The 18,178-nt window shown below is 74.4% G+C and carries 13 protein-coding genes; 2 read left to right on the top strand and 11 right to left on the bottom strand.

The window, feature by feature from the left end; translation table 11 throughout:
• Positions 1-6: 6 nt before the first annotated feature.
• From tmk to BS73_RS38300, 4 genes are all read right to left on the bottom strand, one after another.
• Positions 7-3,270, bottom strand: coding sequence for a dTMP kinase (tmk, locus tag BS73_RS20790; RefSeq protein WP_051940178.1), 3,264 nt, complete (start codon positions 3,268-3,270; stop codon positions 7-9).
• Between the two features lie 199 nt (positions 3,271-3,469).
• Positions 3,470-6,256, bottom strand: coding sequence for a type I DNA topoisomerase (topA, locus tag BS73_RS20785; RefSeq protein WP_037574670.1), 2,787 nt, complete (start codon positions 6,254-6,256; stop codon positions 3,470-3,472).
• 210 nt (positions 6,257-6,466) lie between these two features.
• Positions 6,467-8,041 (bottom strand): DUF7059 domain-containing protein, encoded by a 1,575-nt coding sequence (locus BS73_RS20780; protein WP_037574668.1) that lies wholly within the window; start codon positions 8,039-8,041, stop codon positions 6,467-6,469.
• 28 nt (positions 8,042-8,069) lie between these two features.
• Positions 8,070-8,783 (bottom strand): hypothetical protein, encoded by a 714-nt coding sequence (locus BS73_RS38300; protein WP_037574666.1) that lies wholly within the window; start codon positions 8,781-8,783, stop codon positions 8,070-8,072.
• 175 nt (positions 8,784-8,958) lie between these two features.
• Between BS73_RS38300 and BS73_RS20770 the strand changes: the two genes are divergently transcribed.
• On the top strand, positions 8,959-9,816 hold the full coding sequence (locus BS73_RS20770; RefSeq protein WP_037574664.1) for an alpha/beta fold hydrolase: 858 nt from the start codon (positions 8,959-8,961) through the stop codon (positions 9,814-9,816).
• A gap of 196 nt (positions 9,817-10,012) precedes the next feature.
• Here BS73_RS20770 and BS73_RS20765 read toward each other — a convergent pair whose 3' ends face one another.
• From BS73_RS20765 to BS73_RS20755, 3 genes are all read right to left on the bottom strand, one after another.
• A complete protein-coding gene (locus BS73_RS20765) occupies positions 10,013-12,361 on the bottom strand; it encodes a sodium-translocating pyrophosphatase (RefSeq protein WP_051940177.1) in 2,349 nt (782 codons plus the stop codon).
• A 300-nt stretch (positions 12,362-12,661) separates the two neighbouring features.
• Positions 12,662-13,117: an ATP-binding protein gene (locus tag BS73_RS20760; RefSeq protein WP_037574662.1), complete on the bottom strand. Its 456-nt coding sequence runs from the start codon at positions 13,115-13,117 to the stop codon at positions 12,662-12,664.
• Between the two features lie 176 nt (positions 13,118-13,293).
• Entirely contained in the window at positions 13,294-13,635 is a 342-nt protein-coding gene (locus BS73_RS20755; RefSeq protein WP_037574660.1) for an STAS domain-containing protein, read from the bottom strand.
• Positions 13,636-13,774: 139 nt separating this feature from the next.
• Between BS73_RS20755 and BS73_RS20750 the strand changes: the two genes are divergently transcribed.
• Positions 13,775-16,114 carry a DEAD/DEAH box helicase gene (locus BS73_RS20750; protein ID WP_084704235.1) on the top strand — a complete coding sequence of 780 codons (2,340 nt, stop codon included), beginning with the start codon at positions 13,775-13,777 and terminating at the stop codon, positions 16,112-16,114.
• A 120-nt stretch (positions 16,115-16,234) separates the two neighbouring features.
• Here BS73_RS20750 and BS73_RS20745 read toward each other — a convergent pair whose 3' ends face one another.
• From BS73_RS20745 to BS73_RS39755, 4 genes are all read right to left on the bottom strand, one after another.
• Positions 16,235-16,651, bottom strand: a complete 417-nt coding sequence (locus tag BS73_RS20745; protein WP_037574657.1) for an Rv3654c family TadE-like protein — start codon at positions 16,649-16,651, stop codon at positions 16,235-16,237.
• Entirely contained in the window at positions 16,648-16,956 is a 309-nt protein-coding gene (locus BS73_RS20740) for a TadE family type IV pilus minor pilin (RefSeq protein ID WP_037574654.1), read from the bottom strand. The genes BS73_RS20745 and BS73_RS20740 overlap by 4 nt, the downstream gene beginning before the upstream one ends.
• 79 nt (positions 16,957-17,035) lie before the next feature.
• Positions 17,036-17,293: a DUF4244 domain-containing protein gene (locus BS73_RS20735; protein WP_235215475.1), complete on the bottom strand. Its 258-nt coding sequence runs from the start codon at positions 17,291-17,293 to the stop codon at positions 17,036-17,038.
• 28 nt (positions 17,294-17,321) lie between these two features.
• Positions 17,322-18,143 (bottom strand): type II secretion system F family protein, encoded by an 822-nt coding sequence (locus BS73_RS39755; RefSeq protein WP_037574650.1) that lies wholly within the window; start codon positions 18,141-18,143, stop codon positions 17,322-17,324.
• Positions 18,144-18,178 lie beyond the last annotated feature (35 nt).

Below are 18,178 nucleotides of genomic sequence, written 5' to 3'. Positions count from 1 at the left end.
GCCGGCTCAGCCCCGGCGGCGGCCGCGGCCGCGGCCACGCGTGCGGGTCTGGTCCTCGTCCCCGTCCTCCTCAGCGGCGGGGTCGGCGGGCTCCCGCGGACCGAGGAGGTCGTCGGCCAGCGAGGGCCCGGCCTCTCCGGCCTCCCCGGCCTCGCCGACCTCCTCGGGGGCGTCGGCGGCCGCAGGGGCCGCGGGCGCCGCGGGCGCCCCCGCCGCGGGCGCCCCCGCGTCCGGCCGATGGGGGTCGGACTCCTCCGGCTCGGCCGCCCCGTATGCGTCGTCCTGCGGCAGCGGAAGCTCGCGGGTGTCCTCCTCGCCGGTCCCGGCCACGGGCGGGTGCGCCGCCTTGCGCCCGCGCCCGCCCGCGGGCCCCGCCGGGCGCGCGGGGTCGACCGCGCCCTCGGCCGGTACGGCCGGCAGGACCGCGGTCTCGTCCTCCGCTCCTGAGGCGGCCCGGGTCCGGGGCAGCACCTCGGTGGCCTCGGCGTCGGCAGCCGCGCCGCCGCCGGCGCCGGCTCCTGCCCCGGAGTTCTGGACCCGCGGCAGCACCTGGGTCCGGTCCTCGGCCCCAGCCTCAGCCGCACCCGTCCCCTGCGGCTCCGCGGCCTCCGGCCCGGCGACCGAGGGCAGCGGCAGCTCCGCCGTCTTCTCACCGGAGTCGTCCACAGCGCCGGAGTCGTCCACGGCGCCGGAGCCGCCCGCGTCCCCCGCGTGCGCCCGCTCGGCCAGCGCCTCCTCCGCGCGCCTGCGCTCCTCGGCGCGCTTCTCCTCGCGCTGCCGCTGGAGTTCGGCCAGCCTGGCCGCCTCCTCCTCGGCCCGCCGCTGCTCCTCGGCCCGCGCCCGGCGCCTGGCCTCCTCGGCCTGCCGGCGCTCGGCCTCCCGGCGCCTGGCCTCCTCCTCGGCGCGCCTCCGCGCCTCCTCGGCGGCCAGCCGGGCGGCCTCGGCGGCCCGCCGGTCCTCCTCCGCCTGGCGCTCCCGCTCGCGCTCCTCGGCCTCCTTGCGGAGCCGCTCCAGCAGCTCCCGCTTCTTCCGCTCGGCCTCCTCGGCCTCGGCCTTGCGGCGGGCCTCCTCGGCGGCCTTCCGCTCGGCCTCCTCGCGGGCCAGCCGCTCCTGCTCCGCCTTGGCCGCCAACTCCTGCTCGGAGAGCGGCAGTTCGCGGTCGAGCCGGTGCCGGATCGCGGTGGTGACGGCGTACGGCTCCTGGCCGGCGTCGACCACCAGGTAGCGGGCCGGGTCGGCGGTGGCCAGCGACAGGAAGCCGGTGCGGACCCGGCGGTGGAAGTCCTCCGGCTCGGACTCCAGGCGGTCCGGCGCCTCGGTGAACCGTTCCCGCGCCTTCAGCGGGTCGACGTCGAGCAGCACGGTCAGGTCCGGCAGCAGCCCGCCGGTGGCCCACCGGGAGATCCCCTCCACCTCGGCGGCGGAGAGGTCGCGGCCGGCGCCCTGGTAGGCGATGGAGGAGTCCATGTACCGGTCGGTGATCACCACGGCGCCGCGCTCCAGCGCGGGACGGATCACCGAGTCCACGTGCTCGGCCCGGTCGGCCGCGTAGAGCAGCGCCTCGGCACGGTGCGAGATCCCCGTGTTGCCCACGTCGAGCAGCATCGCCCGCAGCCGCTGGCCGACGGCGCTGCCGCCCGGCTCGCGGGTGACGACGACCTCGTGGCCCTTGCCGCGGATCCACTCGGCCAGCGCCTGCGCCTGGGTGGACTTCCCGGCGCCGTCCCCGCCCTCCAGGGCGATGAAGAAACCCGTACCGGCCCCGACCCGGGGCACCGCCCGCTCGCCGCCGCGCAGCGCCTCCCACACGTCCCGGGAGAGCGGCACGTCGCTCCGCCGATCGTCGACCTTCCACCACACCACCCAGGAGGCGGCCAGCACCAGCAGCCCGACCAGCGCGACCGCGAGACCGGCCCCGCCGTGGTCGAAGTCGAAGGAGCCCGAGCCGAACTGCTGCGGCCCGATCGCGGCCGCCAGCAGCGGAGCGAGCACCAGCGCGGCGGCCACCACGGCCCGCACCACGGCGTGCTGGTGGTCGGCGACCCGCGGCCGCCGGGACTCCTCGGTCTCGACGTCCAGCAGCACCCGGCCGAGCCGGGCGGCGACGCCGATCGCCAGACCGGCGAAGGTGAGCAGCACCAGCGAGAAGACGTAGTCCTCGACCAGACCGCTGAGGATCAGCGCGATCCCTGCGGTGCCGAGCGCGAGCGGCAGCAGCCGGCGCCGGGTCAGCGCGGGCAGCAGGCCGGCCGCGAACCGGCGGCCGAGCAGCGGTGCGGCGCTCGCCGCCAGCACGAAGAGGCCGAACCCGATCGGTCCGGCGTACATCTCGTAGACCAGCGGTAGGCCGATCGCCACCACGGCGGCCAGCGCGCCGGCCCCGGCCGCCACCGAGAGGGTCGCGTACGCCGAGACGCCGGTGCGGCCGCGGCGCAGCGGGGAGGTGGAGCGGTCGGTGTCCGCGGGGGCGCGGAGGCCCTGGAGGGGGGAGCGCGGCGGGTAGCTGGTGCCGGCCTCCGCGCCGGGCAGCTCCTGGAGGTAGAGCAGCACGGCGGAGGCCAGGAAGGCCGCGGCCGCGCCCCAGGAGGCCGCCGTGGTCTGGTGCGAGTACAGCCAGCCGACGCCGGTCGCGAAGGCGTTGTCGACCAGGGTGAGGACCACGAAGGCGAGGGCGGCCAGCGGCACCGCCGCGTAGCCGGTCCACAGGTCGGTCCAGCGGACGGTCTCCAGCTGGTCGAGCGAGGGACGGCGGGCGCCGGCCTCCAGCTCGGAGCCCGAGCCGGGGAGCAGCGCGGGGGCGGTGGCCTCCCGGGTCACCTGCCACAGCCGTTCGACGGCGCCGGTGGCGAAGACGCTGACGAAGAGCCAGAGGAGGGCGGACTGGCCGGTCCAGACCACCCAGAAGGGCGCGACCGCGAGCAGCGCCATCCGCAGCAGGTCGCAGCCGGCCATCAGCCACTTGCGGTCCAGCCCGGGGCGGGCGGCGAGCTGGGCGAGCGGGCCGAGCAGCACCGCGCCGAAGAGGACGGTGGAGACCAGCCGCGCCACGAAGGCCAGGGCCAGCGCCAGCAGCGGGCCGCGGTAGCCGCCGCCGAAGGACTGGTTCTCGCCGGCGGTGTGGAACACCAGAGCGACCAGTACCAGGAGCGCGAGCCGGTCGCCGACGCCGCCGACGACCTGCGCGGTCCACAGCTTTCGGTAGCCGGGCACGCGCAGGAGAGCGCGGGCGCGGTCCGCGGGGTTGACGGCGGCGGCCTCCGGTTCGGTCATGCGGTTCAGCGTAACGGGCTGACGAAGTCGAACAGTCCTTCTTCGCCGAAGGCGAGACGGCCCCGCCCCACGCCTTCACGCCTGCCGCCGCCGGGGCGGCGCCGCGGGCGCGGAGGAGCGCCTCCGGCGGGGTGCGGCGGCGGCCCCGCAACGGCGGCCGGGCGCGGGCCGGGCGCGCGGGCGCGCCGACCCCCGCGGCCTACTTCTTCGTCGCCGTCTTCGTCGCCGTCTTCTTCGCCGTGGTCTTCTTCGCGGCGGCCTTCTTGGTGGTGGTCTTCTTCGCGGCGGTCTTCTTCGTGGTCGACGACTTCTTGGCCGCCGCCTTCTTCTTCACCGGGCCCTTGGCCCGCTTCTCGGCCAGCAGCTCGTACGCGCGCTCCGGGGTGATGCCCTCGACCGAGTCGTCCCGCCGCAGGGTCGCGTTGACCTCGCCGTCGGTGACGTACGGGCCGAAGCGGCCGTCCTTGACGACCACCGGGCTCCCGCTGACCGGGTCGTTGCCCAGCTCCTTCAGCGGCGGCTTGGCCGCCGCCCGGCCCCGGGCCTTCGGCTTGGAGTAGATCTCCAGCGCCTGCTCCAGGGTGATGGTGAAGAGCTGCTCCTCGGTCTCCAGCGAGCGGGAGTCCGTCCCCTTCTTCAGGTACGGCCCGTACCGCCCGTTCTGCGCGGTGATCTCGACGCCCTCGGCGTCCGCGCCGACCACCCGCGGCAGCGTGAGCAGCCGCAGCGCGTCGTCCAGGGTGACGCTGTCCAGGTCCATCGACTTGAAGAGCGAGGCGGTCCGCGGCTTCACCGCGTTCTTCCCCGTCTTCGGGGTGTCCTCGGGCAGCACCTCGGTGACGTACGGCCCGTAGCGGCCGGACTTGGCCACGATCGGCCGCCCGGTCTCCGGGTCCGTGCCCAGCTCGCGGTCGCCGCTCGGCTTGGCCAGCAGCTCCTCGGCGAGCTCCGGGGTGAGCTCGTCCGGCGGCAGGTCGTCCGGGACGTCCGCGCGCTGCTCGCCCTGCTCGACGTACGGGCCGTAGCGGCCCACCCGCAGCACGATCCCGCTGTCCGCCAGCGGGAACGACGAGACCTCCCGGGCGTCGATCGCGCCCAGGTCGGTGACCAGCTCCTTGAGCCCGCCGAGGTGGTCGCCGTCGCCGTTGCCCGCGTCCGCGGCGGAGCCGTTCACGCCGGCGCCCTCGGCCTCGCCGAAGTAGAACCGGCGCAGCCACGGCACCGACTCGGCCTCGCCCCGGGCGATCCGGTCGAGGTCGTCCTCCATCTTGGCGGTGAAGTCGTAGTCGACCAGCCGGCCGAAGTGCTGCTCCAGCAGCCGGACCACGGCGAGCGCCAGGAAGGACGGCACCAGGGCGGTGCCCTTCTTGAAGACGTAGCCGCGGGCCAGAATGGTGCCCATGATCGTCGCGTAGGTCGACGGCCGGCCGATCTCGCGCTCTTCCAGCTCCTTGACCAGCGAGGCCTCGGTGTAGCGCGCGGGCGGCTTGGTGGCGTGGCCCTCGGGGGTGATCTGGGTCGCGGTCAGCGGGTCGCCCTCGGCGACCTGCGGCAGCCGGCGCTCGCGGTCGTCGAGCTCGGCCTCCGGGTCGTCCCGGCCCTCGACGTAGGCCTTGAGGAAGCCGTGGAAGGTGATGATCTTTCCGGAGGCGGTGAACTCGACGTCCCGCTTGTCAGCGGCTTCGCCGCCGACTCGGACGGTGACCGACTGGCCGACCGCGTCCTTCATCTGGGAGGCGACGGTCCGCATCCAGATCAGCTCGTAGAGCCGGAACTCGTCACCGGTCAGACCGGTCTCGGCGGGGGTGCGGAAGCGCTCGCCGGAGGGGCGGATCGCCTCGTGCGCCTCCTGGGCGTTCTTGACCTTGCCGGTGTACGTCCGGGGGGCGTCCGGCAGGTACTCGCGCCCGTAGAGCTGCTCGACCTGGGAGCGCGCGGCGGCGATCGCGGTCTCCGACAGCGTCGTCGAGTCGGTACGCATATAGGTGATGTGGCCGTTCTCGTACAGCCGCTGGGCCACGTCCATGGTGCGCTTGGCGCCGAAGCCCAGCTTGCGGCTGGCCTCCTGCTGCATGGTGGTGGTCCGGAACGGCGCGTACGGCGAGCGGCGGTACGGCTTGGACTCGACGCTGCGGACCGCGAAGTCGGTCTGCCGCAGCGCCTCGGCCAGGGTGTGGGCGGCCGCCTCGTCCAGGTGGAGTACCTGCGCGGAGGCCTGCTTGAGCCGGCCGTCCGAGCCGAAGTCGCGGCCGGTGGCGACGCGGCGGCCGTCCACCGAGGCCAGCCGGGCGCCGAAGGTGCCGGGGTCCCCGGCGGTGCCCTTGCCGCTGTCGAAGACCGCGGTCAGGTCCCAGTACGAGGCGGAGCGGAAGGCCATCCGCTCCCGCTCCCGCTCGACCACCAGGCGGGTCGCCACCGACTGGACGCGGCCCGCCGAGAGCTTCGGCATGACCTTCTTCCACAGCACGGGGGAGACCTCGTAGCCGTAGAGGCGGTCCAGGATGCGGCGGGTCTCCTGGGCGTCGACCAGGCGCTGGTTGAGCTCCCGCGGGCTGTTGACGGCGCGCTGGATGGCGTCCTTGGTGATCTCGTGGAAGACCATCCGGCGGACCGGGACCTTGGGCTTCAGCACCTCCTGGAGGTGCCAGGCGATGGCCTCGCCCTCGCGGTCCTCATCGGTGGCGAGGAAGAGTTCGTCGGACTCGGCGAGGAGGCTCTTGAGCTTGGCCACCTGGCTCTTCTTGTCCGCGTTGACCACGTAGATCGGTTCGAAGTCGTGGTCGACGTCGACGCCGAGCCGGCGGACGTCGCCGGTGTACTTCGCCGGCACCTCGGCCGCCTGCTGGGGGAGGTCCCGAATATGCCCGACGCTGGCCTCGACGACGTACCCCGGGCCGAGATAGCCCTTGATGGTCTTCGCCTTGGCCGGCGACTCGACGATCACGAGTCGCTTGCCGCCGCGTGCGGTCTCGCTGGTCGGGGACACCTTCGCTCTTCTCTCCCGGTCACCGGTATGGGGTCGTACTGTCTGGGCCGTGTTGCCGCGCTCTCCGCACGAAGCTCCCAGGCAACGGAGTGTGACCGCAACCCGGCGCCCTTTGTCAAACGGAGCGACGCGGGACGTACGTGACGTTCGTCCAACGAACGGTAACGCGACTTCCCGCGTTTCCGCCGCGCGGAACGCGTTTCCCCGCCGCTACGGCCGCTTCGCGGCACGCGGCGCGCGCTGCGCCGGCGGCTCCAGGAAGCCCTGCTCGACCAGCATGCGGATGGCGGACGGGGTGTCCGCCCGCAGCCGCGCCGGGTCCTCGCCCAGCAGCGCCGCGATCGCGTCCAGGATCTGACCGGCCGTCAGCTCTCCGTCGCAGGCCCCGGCGAACCCGGCGCCCACCGTGTCCACCTTGGTCGCCCGCCGCATCCCCCGCTGCTGCCGCAGCACCACGTGCTCGGGATCCTCCTCGCCCGGCCGCCCCACCTGCTCCTGCCAGACCTCCTCGGCCAGCCGGTAGCGCGCCTCCAGCAGCTGCGCGTCGTCCCGGGCCCGCAGGAAGTCCTGCCGGGCGAACCACTTCTCGATCTCCCGGCCCAGCGGCTGCTCGACCGCATGCGGCCAGTCCTCGATCCGCAGCACCGGTTCGGCACCCTCCGGAGCCCGGCGCAGGGTGATCCAGCCGAAGCCCACGCCCTCGGCCTCCATCGCCTCGAAGGCGTCCAGCCACTCCTCGTACCGCCGGGCGTACGCCTCCGGGTCGTCGCGGTGGTCGCCGCCGTCGCGCAGCCACAGCTCGGCGTACTCGTTGACGTCCTGCACCTCGCGCTGGACCACCCAGGCGTCGCAGCCGGTGCCGGCGATCCACTCGCGGACCCGGTCCCGCCAGTCCTGCCCCCGGACGTGCAGCCAGTTGGCCAGCAGCTGGCAGTAGCCGCCGTCGTTGAGGTGCTCCCCCGCCTGCTGGACGAGGCCGCGGCAGAGGGCGTCCCCGTCCATCCCGCCGTCCCGGTAGGTGAAGCGGCCCCCGGGGGAGATCACGAACGGCGGGTTGGACACGATCAGGTCGAACCGCCGGTCGCCGACCGGCTCGAAGAGGCTTCCCGGCAGCACCTCGACGTTCCCCGCGCCGGAGAGGGCCGCGGTGAGCCGGGTGAAGTGGAGGGCCCTGGGGTTGACGTCGGTGGCCGTGACGGCGACCGCCTGCCGGGAGGCGTTCAGCGCCTGCACCCCGGAGCCGGTGCCGAGGTCCAGGGCGCTGCGCACGGGGTGCCGGACGGTCAGCGAGGAGAGGGTGCTGGACGCGCCGCCGACCCCGAGCACCAGCTCGGAGCGGGGCACGCCGGAGGGCGCGCCGCCGCCGATCCCGGCGGCGCCGCCGACCGCGCAGCCCAGGTCGGAGACGATCCAGGCGTCGTCCTCCGGGCCCTCGGCGTAGGGGCGGACGTCGACGGCGGCCCGGAGCCGCTTCTGGTCCGCCGTCAGCCAGCCGGCGGCCAGGCAGTCGTCGACCAGACCGGGCAACGCGTCCTCCGCCTCCACCCGCTCGACCGGCTCCTGGAGGAGGAACAGCCGGACGAGGGCCGCCAGCGGGCCGCCGGCGCGGGCGGCGCGCCGGGCGGGGACGGTCTCGCCCCGGGCGAGGGCGGCGTAGGCCGGGCCGCCGAGGAGGTCGAGGCAGCCGTCGGCGGTGAACCTGGCGGTCCTGAAGGCCTCCCGGAGCCGTCCGGCGAGGGTGGGGTCGACGTCGGGGGAGGTGCTGGTGCTGCTGCTGGTCGTCACCCGGCCATTCTCCCCGCAGCCCGCCGGGTCAGCCCGACTGGCTCGCGGAGGCGGACGCCGAGGAGGAGGACGCCGAGGAGGAGGCGGAGGATCCCGCGGAGCCCTGGCCGGCCGACCCGCCGGCCGAGGGCGAGGCCCCCATCGAGGCGGGGGCCGACTCGGTCGCCCCGGTCACCGGCGAGTTCTTGCAGCCCTGCTGCGCCTGCACGGCCTGGCCGAGCGGGCCGGTCTGCAGGCTGTTCAGCGCGCTGCTGGACTGCTGGGAGAGCTGCTGCACCTGGTCGCTGACGCTCTTCAGGGCGGCGGCGAACTCGGCCTGGTCGTCCGTCGGGAGCTGCTCCACCTTCTGCTGCACCTGGGTGTAGCCGGCGGCGGTCTGCTTCAGCTCCTGGACGGCCTGGGACTGGAGCTTCTGCCCGTCGCCCACCTTGGGCGCGCCCGCGCTCTGCACGGCCGCGGCCAGCTTGGTGTTGGCGTCGGCGAGGGCGCCCATGTCCCCGGCCATCCGGGTGCGGAGCTGCTTCGGGGTCTCGCCGTCCTTCACGGTCCCGGTGTCGGTCAGCGCGGTCTGCGAGGCCTCGATCGGGCTCTTGGCCGCCCCGCACAGGCTCTTCGCCCAGCCCGCGTTCTCGGCGGCGACGTCGGTGCTGCTGCACGCGGTGAGGCCCAGGGCCAGGGCGGCTGCCGCGGGCAGCGCGGCCGTCAGCCACTTCTTCGGCCTCCTCGGCCTCATCGCCTTCATCACCGGGTCCTTCCGTCCGACTGGTCCGGCACCGGAAACTACACGTCCGGATGGCGGCCGTGTTCGGTTCCGGGGCTGCTGGGCTCCGATTGTGAGGATTGCCGCATCCGGCGGCGGGCCCCTGCTACGCGCGCACCCTGTCCGTCCCGGCGCGAAGGGGTTACCGTCCGGTTCCATGCCACGTGCGAAGACGAACGGGATCGAGATCGAGTACGAGACCATCGGCGACCCGGCCGGTGAGCCGACCCTGCTGGTCGGCGGGCTCGGCTGCCAACTCCTGGACTGGCGGCTGGAGTTCTGCGAACTGCTGGCCGAGCGCGGCCGCTATGTGATCCGGTTCGACAACCGGGACGTCGGGCTGTCCACCTTCCTGGACGAGGGTCCCGAGCCGGACATGGCCGCCGTCATGGGGGGCGACCACTCCACCGTCCCGTACCTGATCGCGGACATGGCGGCGGACGCGGCCGGACTGCTGGACGCCCTCGGCCTGCCCTCCGCCCACATCGCCGGCTTCTCGATGGGCGGCATGATCGTCCAGCAGCTGGCGATCGACTTCCCGGCCAAGGTGCGCTCGCTCACCTCGATCATGTCGATGCCGGGGGACGGGGTCAGCGGGAAGCCGACCCGGCCGGCCCTGGAGGCGCTGCTCGCTCCGATCCCGGAGGACCGGGAGGCGGCGGTGGCCCAGCAGATCGGGACCTGGCGGACGATCGGCTCGCCCGACTTCCCGCCGCCGGAGGAGGACCTGCGGGCCCGGATCGAGGCCGGCTTCGCCCGCTCCCCGCGTCGGGACGGCTTCGCCCGGCAGTTCGCCGCGATCCAGGCCTCGCCGGACCGGACGCCGGGGCTGCGCGAGGTCCGGGTGCCGACGCTGGTGATCCACGGCGAGGCGGACCCGCTGATCAACGTCTCGGGCGGGGAGGCGACGGCGGCCGCCGTCCCGGGAGCGGAGCTCCGCACCTTCCCCGGGATGGGCCACGACTTCCCCCGCCCGCTCTGGCCGGCCTTCGTCGAGGCGCTCGCCTCGCTCTGAGCGGCGCCGCTACGGCCGCGCTGTGCACGGCATGATGCGGCACGGTGGCGGCAGGTGCGGCACTGCACGGTGCGGTGCGCACAGCACGGGGCGCGCGCCACGGGGCGCACGGCACGGGGCGCCCAGCACGGTGCCCCGCGCCCGTCTCCGGACGCGGGGCACCGGACTCCGCCGGCCCGGGGCCGGCGTCAGCCCGTCACTTGACGCTGAGCACGGCCGGTGCGCCGTCCCCTGACCGGCGCGGACCGTCCGATCCGGTGGAGACCACCCGGCGCTTGGACATCCACACCGCGCCGATGATGATCAGCAGCGCGACCACCGCGATACCGACCCGCAGCCCGACGTTGGCGTGAGCGCCGAAGCCGAGCTTCACGATCGCCGGCGCGATCAGCAGCGACACCAGGTTCATCACCTTGAGCAGCGGGTTGATCGCCGGACCCGCGGTGTCCTTGAACGGGTCGCCGACGGTGTCCCCGATGATCGTCGCCTCATGGGCGTCGGAGCCCTTGCCGCCGTGGTGGCCGTCCTCGACCAGCTTCTTGGCGTTGTCCCAGGCGCCGCCGGAGTTGGCCAGGAAGACCGCCATCAGGGTGCCGGCCCCGATCGCCCCGGCGAGGTACGAGCCGAGCGAGCCGACGCCGAGGAGGAAGCCGACCACCATCGGGGCGAGCACCGCGAGCAGCCCGGGGGTGGCGAGTTCGCGCAGGGCGTCCCGGGTGCAGATGTCCACCACCCGCCCGTACTCGGGCTTCTCGCTGCCGTCCATGATCCCCGGCCGGGTGCGGAACTGCTCGCGCACCTCGAAGACCACCGAACCGGCGGACCGCGAGACGGCGTTGATGGCGAGCCCGGAGAAGAGGAAGACCACCGCCGCCCCGACCACCAGGCCGACCAGGTTGTTCGGCTGGGAGATGTTCAGGTTGAGGCTCAACCCGTGCGCCGCAGAGCCGACATCGCGCTCCGCGGTGCCGATGGCGTCGGTGAAGGAGCCGAAGAGCGCCGTGGCGGCGAGCACCGCGGTGGCGATGGCGATGCCCTTGGTGATGGCCTTGGTGGTGTTGCCCACCGCGTCCAGCTCGGTGAGCACCTGCGCTCCGGCGCCCTGGACGTCGCCGGACATCTCGGCGATGCCCTGGGCGTTGTCGGAGACCGGCCCGAAGGTGTCCATCGCCACGATCACACCGACGGTGGTGAGCAGCCCGGTGCCGGCCAGTGCCACCGCGAACAGCGCCAGTGTCAGCGAGCCCCCGCCGAGCAGGAACACCCCGTACACCGCTGCCCCGATCAGCACCGCGGAGTACACCGCGGACTCCAGGCCCACCGAGACCCCGGAGAGGACGACGGTCGCCGGACCGGTGAGCGAGGACTTGCCGATGTCCCGGACGGGACGCCGGTTGGTCTCGGTGAAGTAGCCGGTCAGCTGCTGGATGGCGGCCGCCAGGACGATCCCGATGGCGACCGCGACCAGTGCGAAGACCCGCGGGCTGCCACTGTGCTGGGTGATGGCCGACGGCACCCCCTTGAGCTGGGAGAAGTGCGCCGGCAGGAACGCGAAGACCGCGGCCACCACCAGGACCAGTGAGAAGGCCGCGGAAAGGAAGAAGCCCCGGTTGATCGCCGTCATACCGGAGCGGTCATGGGGCCGGGGGGAGACCGCGAACACCCCCAGAACCGCGGTGATCACCCCGATCGCGGGCACCACCAGCGGGAAGGCCAGGCCGACGTTGCCGAAGGCGCTCACCCCGAGGATCAGTGCGGCGACCAGGGTGACGGCATAGGACTCGAAGAGGTCGGCGGCCATCCCGGCGCAGTCGCCCACGTTGTCGCCGACGTTGTCGGCGATGGTGGCGGCGTTGCGGGGGTCGTCCTCCGGAATGCCCTGCTCCACCTTGCCGACCAGGTCCGCGCCGACGTCCGCGGCCTTGGTGAAGATGCCGCCGCCGACGCGCATGAACATCGCCAGCAGTGCCGCGCCGAAGCCGAAGCCCTCCAGGACCTTGGCGGCGTTCTCGCGGTAGATCAGCACCACCACGGAGGCCCCGAAGAGACCGAGGCCGACGGTGAACATGCCGACCACACCACCGGTGCGGAAGGCGATCCGCATCGCCTTGTGCGAGACGGTGCGGACGGCGGCCGGGTCCTTGGCGTCGCCGCCGCCCTCCGGGGTGGCCTCCCGCGCCGCGGCGGCCACCCGGACGTTGCTGCGCACCGCGAGGCGCATCCCGATGTAACCGGTGGTCGCCGAGAAGGCGGCGCCGACCAGGAAGAACGCCGAACGGCCGATACGCTGCGACCAGTTGTCCGCGGGCAGCACCATCAGCAGGAAGAAGACCACCGCCGCGAATATCGCGAGGGTGCGCAACTGCCGTGCCAGGTAGGCGTTCGCGCCCTCCTGCACGGCAGCGGCGATGCGCTTCATGCTGTCGGTGCCCTGCCCCGCGGCGAGCACTTGACGCATCAGCATCCAGGCCACGCCCAGTGCCGCGAGGGCGATCACCGCCACGACCGCGATGATCGTCCGATCCGCTCCTGTGAGTACGGCCATGCGTCCTCCCTGACGTCTGGCGCGACCTTCGGATGAGTTCCGTGGAGCATCTCTAGCGAGTCGAGATGGTCAGCGATTGTATGGATCACAACATGATCAAAACAGACCATGTGCATGCATTCCTGTATGGATCATGGGCAAGGGTGATCAAATGCCGCTAAAGGGGCCGCTGTTGACGGCGCGTCGGCCGAGTCTCAGGGCGCGCTCGCACAGCAGGGCGCCCCGCGTGCTCACGCGGGACGCCCTGCTGCGAACTCTTCGCCTGCGGCCTTTCCGGCCGGCGGCAAAGCTTTCCGATGGTCAGCCGGAGGCCGAGGCCTGCCCGTCCTCCACCGGCCAGCTCATCCGGATCACGCCGCCCTCGGCGCCACTGCTCACGTCCAGGTCGTCGACCAGTCCGCTGAGCACCGCGAGGCCCATGGTGTCCTCCGCGGTCGGGTCCTCGTCGAGATCGTCGCCGCCCGCGACCGCGGACCGCTCGGCGGTCCCGCCGCTCTCCGAGTCGCCGTGGACGCCGTCCACGACCTCGATCAGGAAGCGCTTCTCCTGCTCCTCCAGCCGCACCTGGACCGGCGCGTCCGTCGACGTCCGCTGGTGCAGCCGCACGGCCCGGGCGCAGGCCTCCCCCACGGCGACTCTCACCTCGTCGAGTACCGAATCGTCCACACCCGCACGCCGGGCCACCGCCGCGGCTACCAGCCGGGCGGTGCGGACGTGCTCACCGAGCGCGGTGAACCGGAGTTCGACGGTGGCCATGACTCCCCCTCGGGACTAGTAACTCCACGACGGCGCCGGCCCCCGGATCGACCGGGAGCACGGCGTCCGCCCCAACAGCACAGCCCGGAGACCTGCCCGGTCCCCGTACCCGCGGCACGCAGGAACTGCGCACCGCGCCACAGGGGGCCGGACGGAACCCCGGGCCGCGGAGCCGGCTAGTCCGTCGCGGAGACGGCCTCGTCCACCGAGCTGTGGATCGGGAACACCTTCGTCAGTCCGGTGATCCGGAAAATCTTCAGAATGCGCTCCTGGTTGCACACGAGGCGAAGCGAACCCTCGTGCGCTCGCACGCGCTTGAGCCCGCCGACGAGAACGCCCAACCCGGTCGAGTCCAGGAAGTCCACGCCTTCCATGTCGACGATCAGGTGGTATTTGCCCTCATTGACGAGTTCCACGAGCTGCTCCCGCAGCTTGGGGGCGGTGTACACATCGATCTCGCCGCCCACTTCGACGACCGTTCGGTCGCCGACAGTCCGGGTCGACAGGGACAGGTCCACGGATCCTCCAGCACCTTGCCTTGCTTGAGCGGTCGCCCCCCATGGTTCGGCAGCCGCGATGGCATTCAACCACTTATGACCAGGGCCGCACGACGGCTTACTACGAATCCCCACCGGGGCGGTGACAGACTGGGACGCGATGTCGCCGCGACCGCAGTCCCCCGAGACCGTACTCGCCAGGCTCGCGGGAGCCGACGAACGGCAAGATCGGCTCACCCATACGGAGCACATGCCCGCCCGTACGGGCCGGTATGCCCCCTGGCCTGCGGCCATCCGGGAGGAGGTGGTCGCAGGAGCATTCTCCAACGGAGTCCGGCAACTCTGGGCGCACCAGGCCGAGGCGATGGATCTCGCTCTCAGCGAAAAAAACGCCGTGATCGCGACCGGTACCGCCTCGGGCAAGTCGCTCGCCTATCTGGCCCCCGTCCTCAGCGCCCTGCTGGACGGCATGGAGGCGCCGAACGGGCGGGGCGCCACCGCCCTCTACCTCGCCCCGACCAAGGCCCTGGCGGCCGACCAGCTCCGCCGGGTGAAGGAACTGGACACCGGCGTCCGGGCGGCGGTCTACGACGGCGACACCCCGTTCGAGGAACGCGAATGGGTGCGGCAGTACGCGGCGTATGTGCTGACCAACCCGGACATGCTGCACCGGGGGATACTCCCGGCCCACCCGCGCTGGGCCACCCTGCTGCGCACCCTCCGCTACGTCGTCGTCGACGAGTGCCACACCTATCGCGGGGTCTTCGGCTCGCACGTCGCCCAGGTGCTGAGACGGCTCCGCCGGCTCTGCGCCCGGTACGGGGCGGATCCGGTCTTCCTGCTGGCCTCCGCGACCGTGGCGGAGCCCGCCGCCTCCGCCGGCCGGCTCACCGGGCTCCCGGTCGCCGAGGTGACGGAGGATCACTCCCCGCACGGGGAGATGGTCTTCGCCCTGTGGGAGCCGCCGCTCACCGAGATGGTCGGCGAGCAGGGCGCCCCGGTGCGCCGCTCGGCGGTGGCCGAGACCGCGGAGCTGCTCGGCGAGCTGGCCGGCGGCGGCACCCGGACGGTCGCCTTCGTCCGCTCCCGGCGCGGCGCCGAACTGGTGTCCATCCTCGCCCAGGACCGGCTGAGCGACCGGGGCGGGCCGGCCGGCCGGATCGCCGCCTACAGGGGCGGCTACCTCGCCGACGAGCGGCGCGCCCTGGAGCGCGCCCTGCAGTCCGGCCGGCTGCTCGGCCTGGCCTCCACCAGCGCGCTGGAGCTGGGCATCGACGTCTCCGGCCTGGACGCCGTGCTGCTCGCCGGCTACCCGGGGACCAGGGCGTCGCTGTGGCAGCAGGCCGGGCGGGCCGGCCGGGCCGGGCAGGGCGCGCTGGCGGTGCTGGTCGCCCGGGACGACCCGCTGGACACCTACCTGGTCCACCACCCGGACGCGCTCTTCCGCCGCCCCGTCGAGTCCACCGTGCTGGACCCGGACAACCCCCACGTACTGGCCCCGCATCTGTGTGCGGCAGCGGCGGAACTGCCGCTCGGCGAGAGCGACTTCGAGCTGTTCGGGCCCTCCGCCGAGCCGGCGGTGGCGCAGCTGGAGCGGCGCGGGATGCTCCGGCGGCGGCCGAGCGGCTGGTTCTGGACCAGGCGGGAGCGGCCGGCCGACGCGATCGACATCCGCGGCTCCGGCGGCGCCCCCGTCAAGATCGTCGAGGCGGACACCGGGCGGCTGCTCGGCACGGTGGACGCGGAGGCCGCGCACACCGCCGTCCACCAGGGCGCCGTCCACCTCCACCAGGGCCGCACCTTCCTGGTCCGGGAACTGGACCTGGACGAGGCGGTGGCGCTGGTCGAGGAGGCCGACCCGCCGTACTCCACCAACGCCCGGGACACCACCGCGATCGCCGTGCTCTCCACCGACCGGGAGGTCGCCTGGGGCGACGCCCGGCTCTGCTTCGGCTCGGTCGAGGTCACCAACCAGGTGGTCTCGTACCTCCGGCGGCGGCTGATCACCGGGGAGATCCTCGGCGAGAGCAAGCTCGACCTGCCGCCCCGGACCCTCCGCACCCGGGCGGTGTGGTGGACCGTGACGGACGATCAACTGGCCGAGGGCGGCGTCGAGCCGGCGGACCTGCCGGGGGCGGCGCACGCCGCCGAACACGCCTCGATCGGCCTGCTGCCGCTCTTCGCCACCTGCGACCGCTGGGACATCGGCGGGGTGTCCGTGCCGCTCCACCCGGACACCGGTCTGCCGACGGTGTTCGTCTACGACGGGCAGTCGGGCGGCGCCGGCTTCGCCGAGCGGGCGTTCGACCGGGCGGCGGAGTGGCTCTCCGCGACCAGGGCGGCGATCGACGCCTGCGAGTGCGACAAGGGCTGCCCCTCCTGCGTCCAGTCCCCCAAGTGCGGAAACGCCAACGACCCGCTGGACAAGGCGGCAGCCGTCCGCCTCCTGGACATCCTCCTGGCGGGAGCACCGGGCGGGGCGCCGAAGTCGGCACCGTAGGGAGTTCGGCGGGTGGGGGGCGGCGGGATCGGGGGGCGCGGGGGACGGGGGCGCGGGGGCGGCGTCAGCCCTCGGCGGGCGGCCTGGGCGGCCCCGGCCGGTTCTGGCGGCCCGGACGGCTCAGGCGGCCCCTGGCCCAGGCGGCCCGGCCGGCTCGGGCGGCCCGGACGGCTCAACCGGCTCGGGTATTGCCGCGCGTGCCCGGGCGGTGGCGCTGCCGACCGGGGAGGGGACCACGACCGCCACCGTCACCGACCGGTCCCGGGCGACCGCGCAGGCGACCAGCCGGGCGTGGCCGCCCTGGGCCCGTACCAGCTCCTCGGCCCGGGCGCAGGGCGACTCCCCTGCGCCCGCATCGACCCGCTCGGCCGCGGCCAGGGCCGCCAGATCCGCGGCGGACTCGGCGCGGTGCCTGGCGAGGACCGCGGCCCCCAGTCCGAGCGCCGCCAGCCCGGCCAGCGCCAGCAGCGCCGCGACCGCCAGCACCCAGATCGTCGCCGATCCCGCTTCCGGCTGCGGCCGCCGCCTCCCGCTCACGGACCCGCGTCCTCGGCCGTGGTCTCCGCCGCGGCGGAGACCAGGAAGCCGCCCGCCGGGCGGGCCGAGACCGCGACCCGGACCAGCGTCCCGGACCGCGAGACGGCCACCTCCGCGCCGGCCGGCGCCGCCGCCCGGGCCACCGCAAGCGCGGCCTCCCGGGTGTCGCCGCGGGCCATCGCCCGCGCCCCCTCGCGGGCCGCGTCCACGCAGCGGAGCTGCGCCGAGGCCGCCAGCACCCCGTAGAGGAGGGCGCCCGCCAGCACCAGCAGGGCCGGCAGCGCGACCGCCAACTCCGCTGTCACATAACCGCGTTCGCGGTCGCCGCAGCCGCCGCGGTCCCCAGGCGCATCGCGGGCACCTCGGGCGTCGTGGACGCCCCCGCTAGCGCGCCTGCAGCGCACGCCGCACCACCGCCGCCAGGGCGGCGCTCACCCAGCCGCTGGTCAGGACCTTGTACAGGAGCGCCGCGAAGGCGCAGGCGGCCACGGTACCGACCGCGTACTCGGCGGTGGTCATCCCCGCCTCGGCCGCCCCGCCGCACCGCCGTAGCGCGGCCGGGAGCCGCTTCAGCCGGGCCCTCCAGCGCACCAGCAACCGCACCGCACCCCGCGGCATCGGAATCACCTGGGCAGTCGACACAACACCCCTCCTCGATCAGCACCGCATCTCACAGCCGGCCGAAGCGGCCGGCGGCCAGCCCGGCCACCGTGGGGACCACTCCGGTCAGTACGAAGGCCGGCAGGAAGCACAGCCCGAGCGGCAGGGTCGCGAGCACCCCGGCCCGCCGCACCCGGGCCTGCGCGGCGGCCGCCGCGGCCGTCCGCCGGGCGTCCGCCAGCCGGGCCAGCGCCGCCGCCGGTGGCGCGCCGCTGAGGGTGGCGCGCTCCAGGCAGCGGCCCAACGGGCCCAGCGCCGGGGCCCCTTCGGCGAACCTCGCCCAGCTCTCGGCCGGTTCCCCGCCCAGCCTCAGCTCCGCCGCCACGGCCGAGAGCCGGCCGGCCATCGGCGGCCCGACCGCGGCGGAGACCGCCGCCGCGGCCGACTCGGCCCCGCCGCCGGCCGCCAGGCAGGCCGCCAGCAGGTCGGCGGTGAGCGGCAGTTGCCCGGCCAGCGCGACCTCGGTACGGCGCCGTGACCGCTGCTCGGGGCCGGGTGGTTCGGGCAGCAGCCACACCGCCAGTGCGGCCACCACCCCGCCACCGACCACCCCCGCCGTGCCACCGAGCAGCAACCCCGCCGCCGCCCCGGCGGCCAACCCGGCCGCCGTGCGCAGCACCGGCGGGCTCAGCACCGCCGGCACCCAGGCGGCGAGCGCCGACCCCTCCAGACGGTTCCGCAGGGCCCCCGCCCCCGCCCGGGCGGCCGGCAGCAGCCCGAGGCCCTCCGCCCTCCGCCGCACCCGCTCCCACCGCCCGAGCAGCCACACCGTGGCGGGCAGCACCGCCGCGTACACCACGGCCGCCCGTACCAGCAGCACTTCTTGACGCATCGTCGCCTTCCAAGGTCGTCACCGCTCCTTCCTCC

The sequence above is a fragment of the Phaeacidiphilus oryzae TH49 genome (assembly GCF_000744815.1).
In the GTDB taxonomy this organism is placed as follows: domain Bacteria; phylum Actinomycetota; class Actinomycetes; order Streptomycetales; family Streptomycetaceae; genus Phaeacidiphilus; species Phaeacidiphilus oryzae.
The sequence above is the reverse complement of the archived record's forward strand: the minus strand, read 5'-3'. Positions and strand labels throughout refer to the sequence as shown.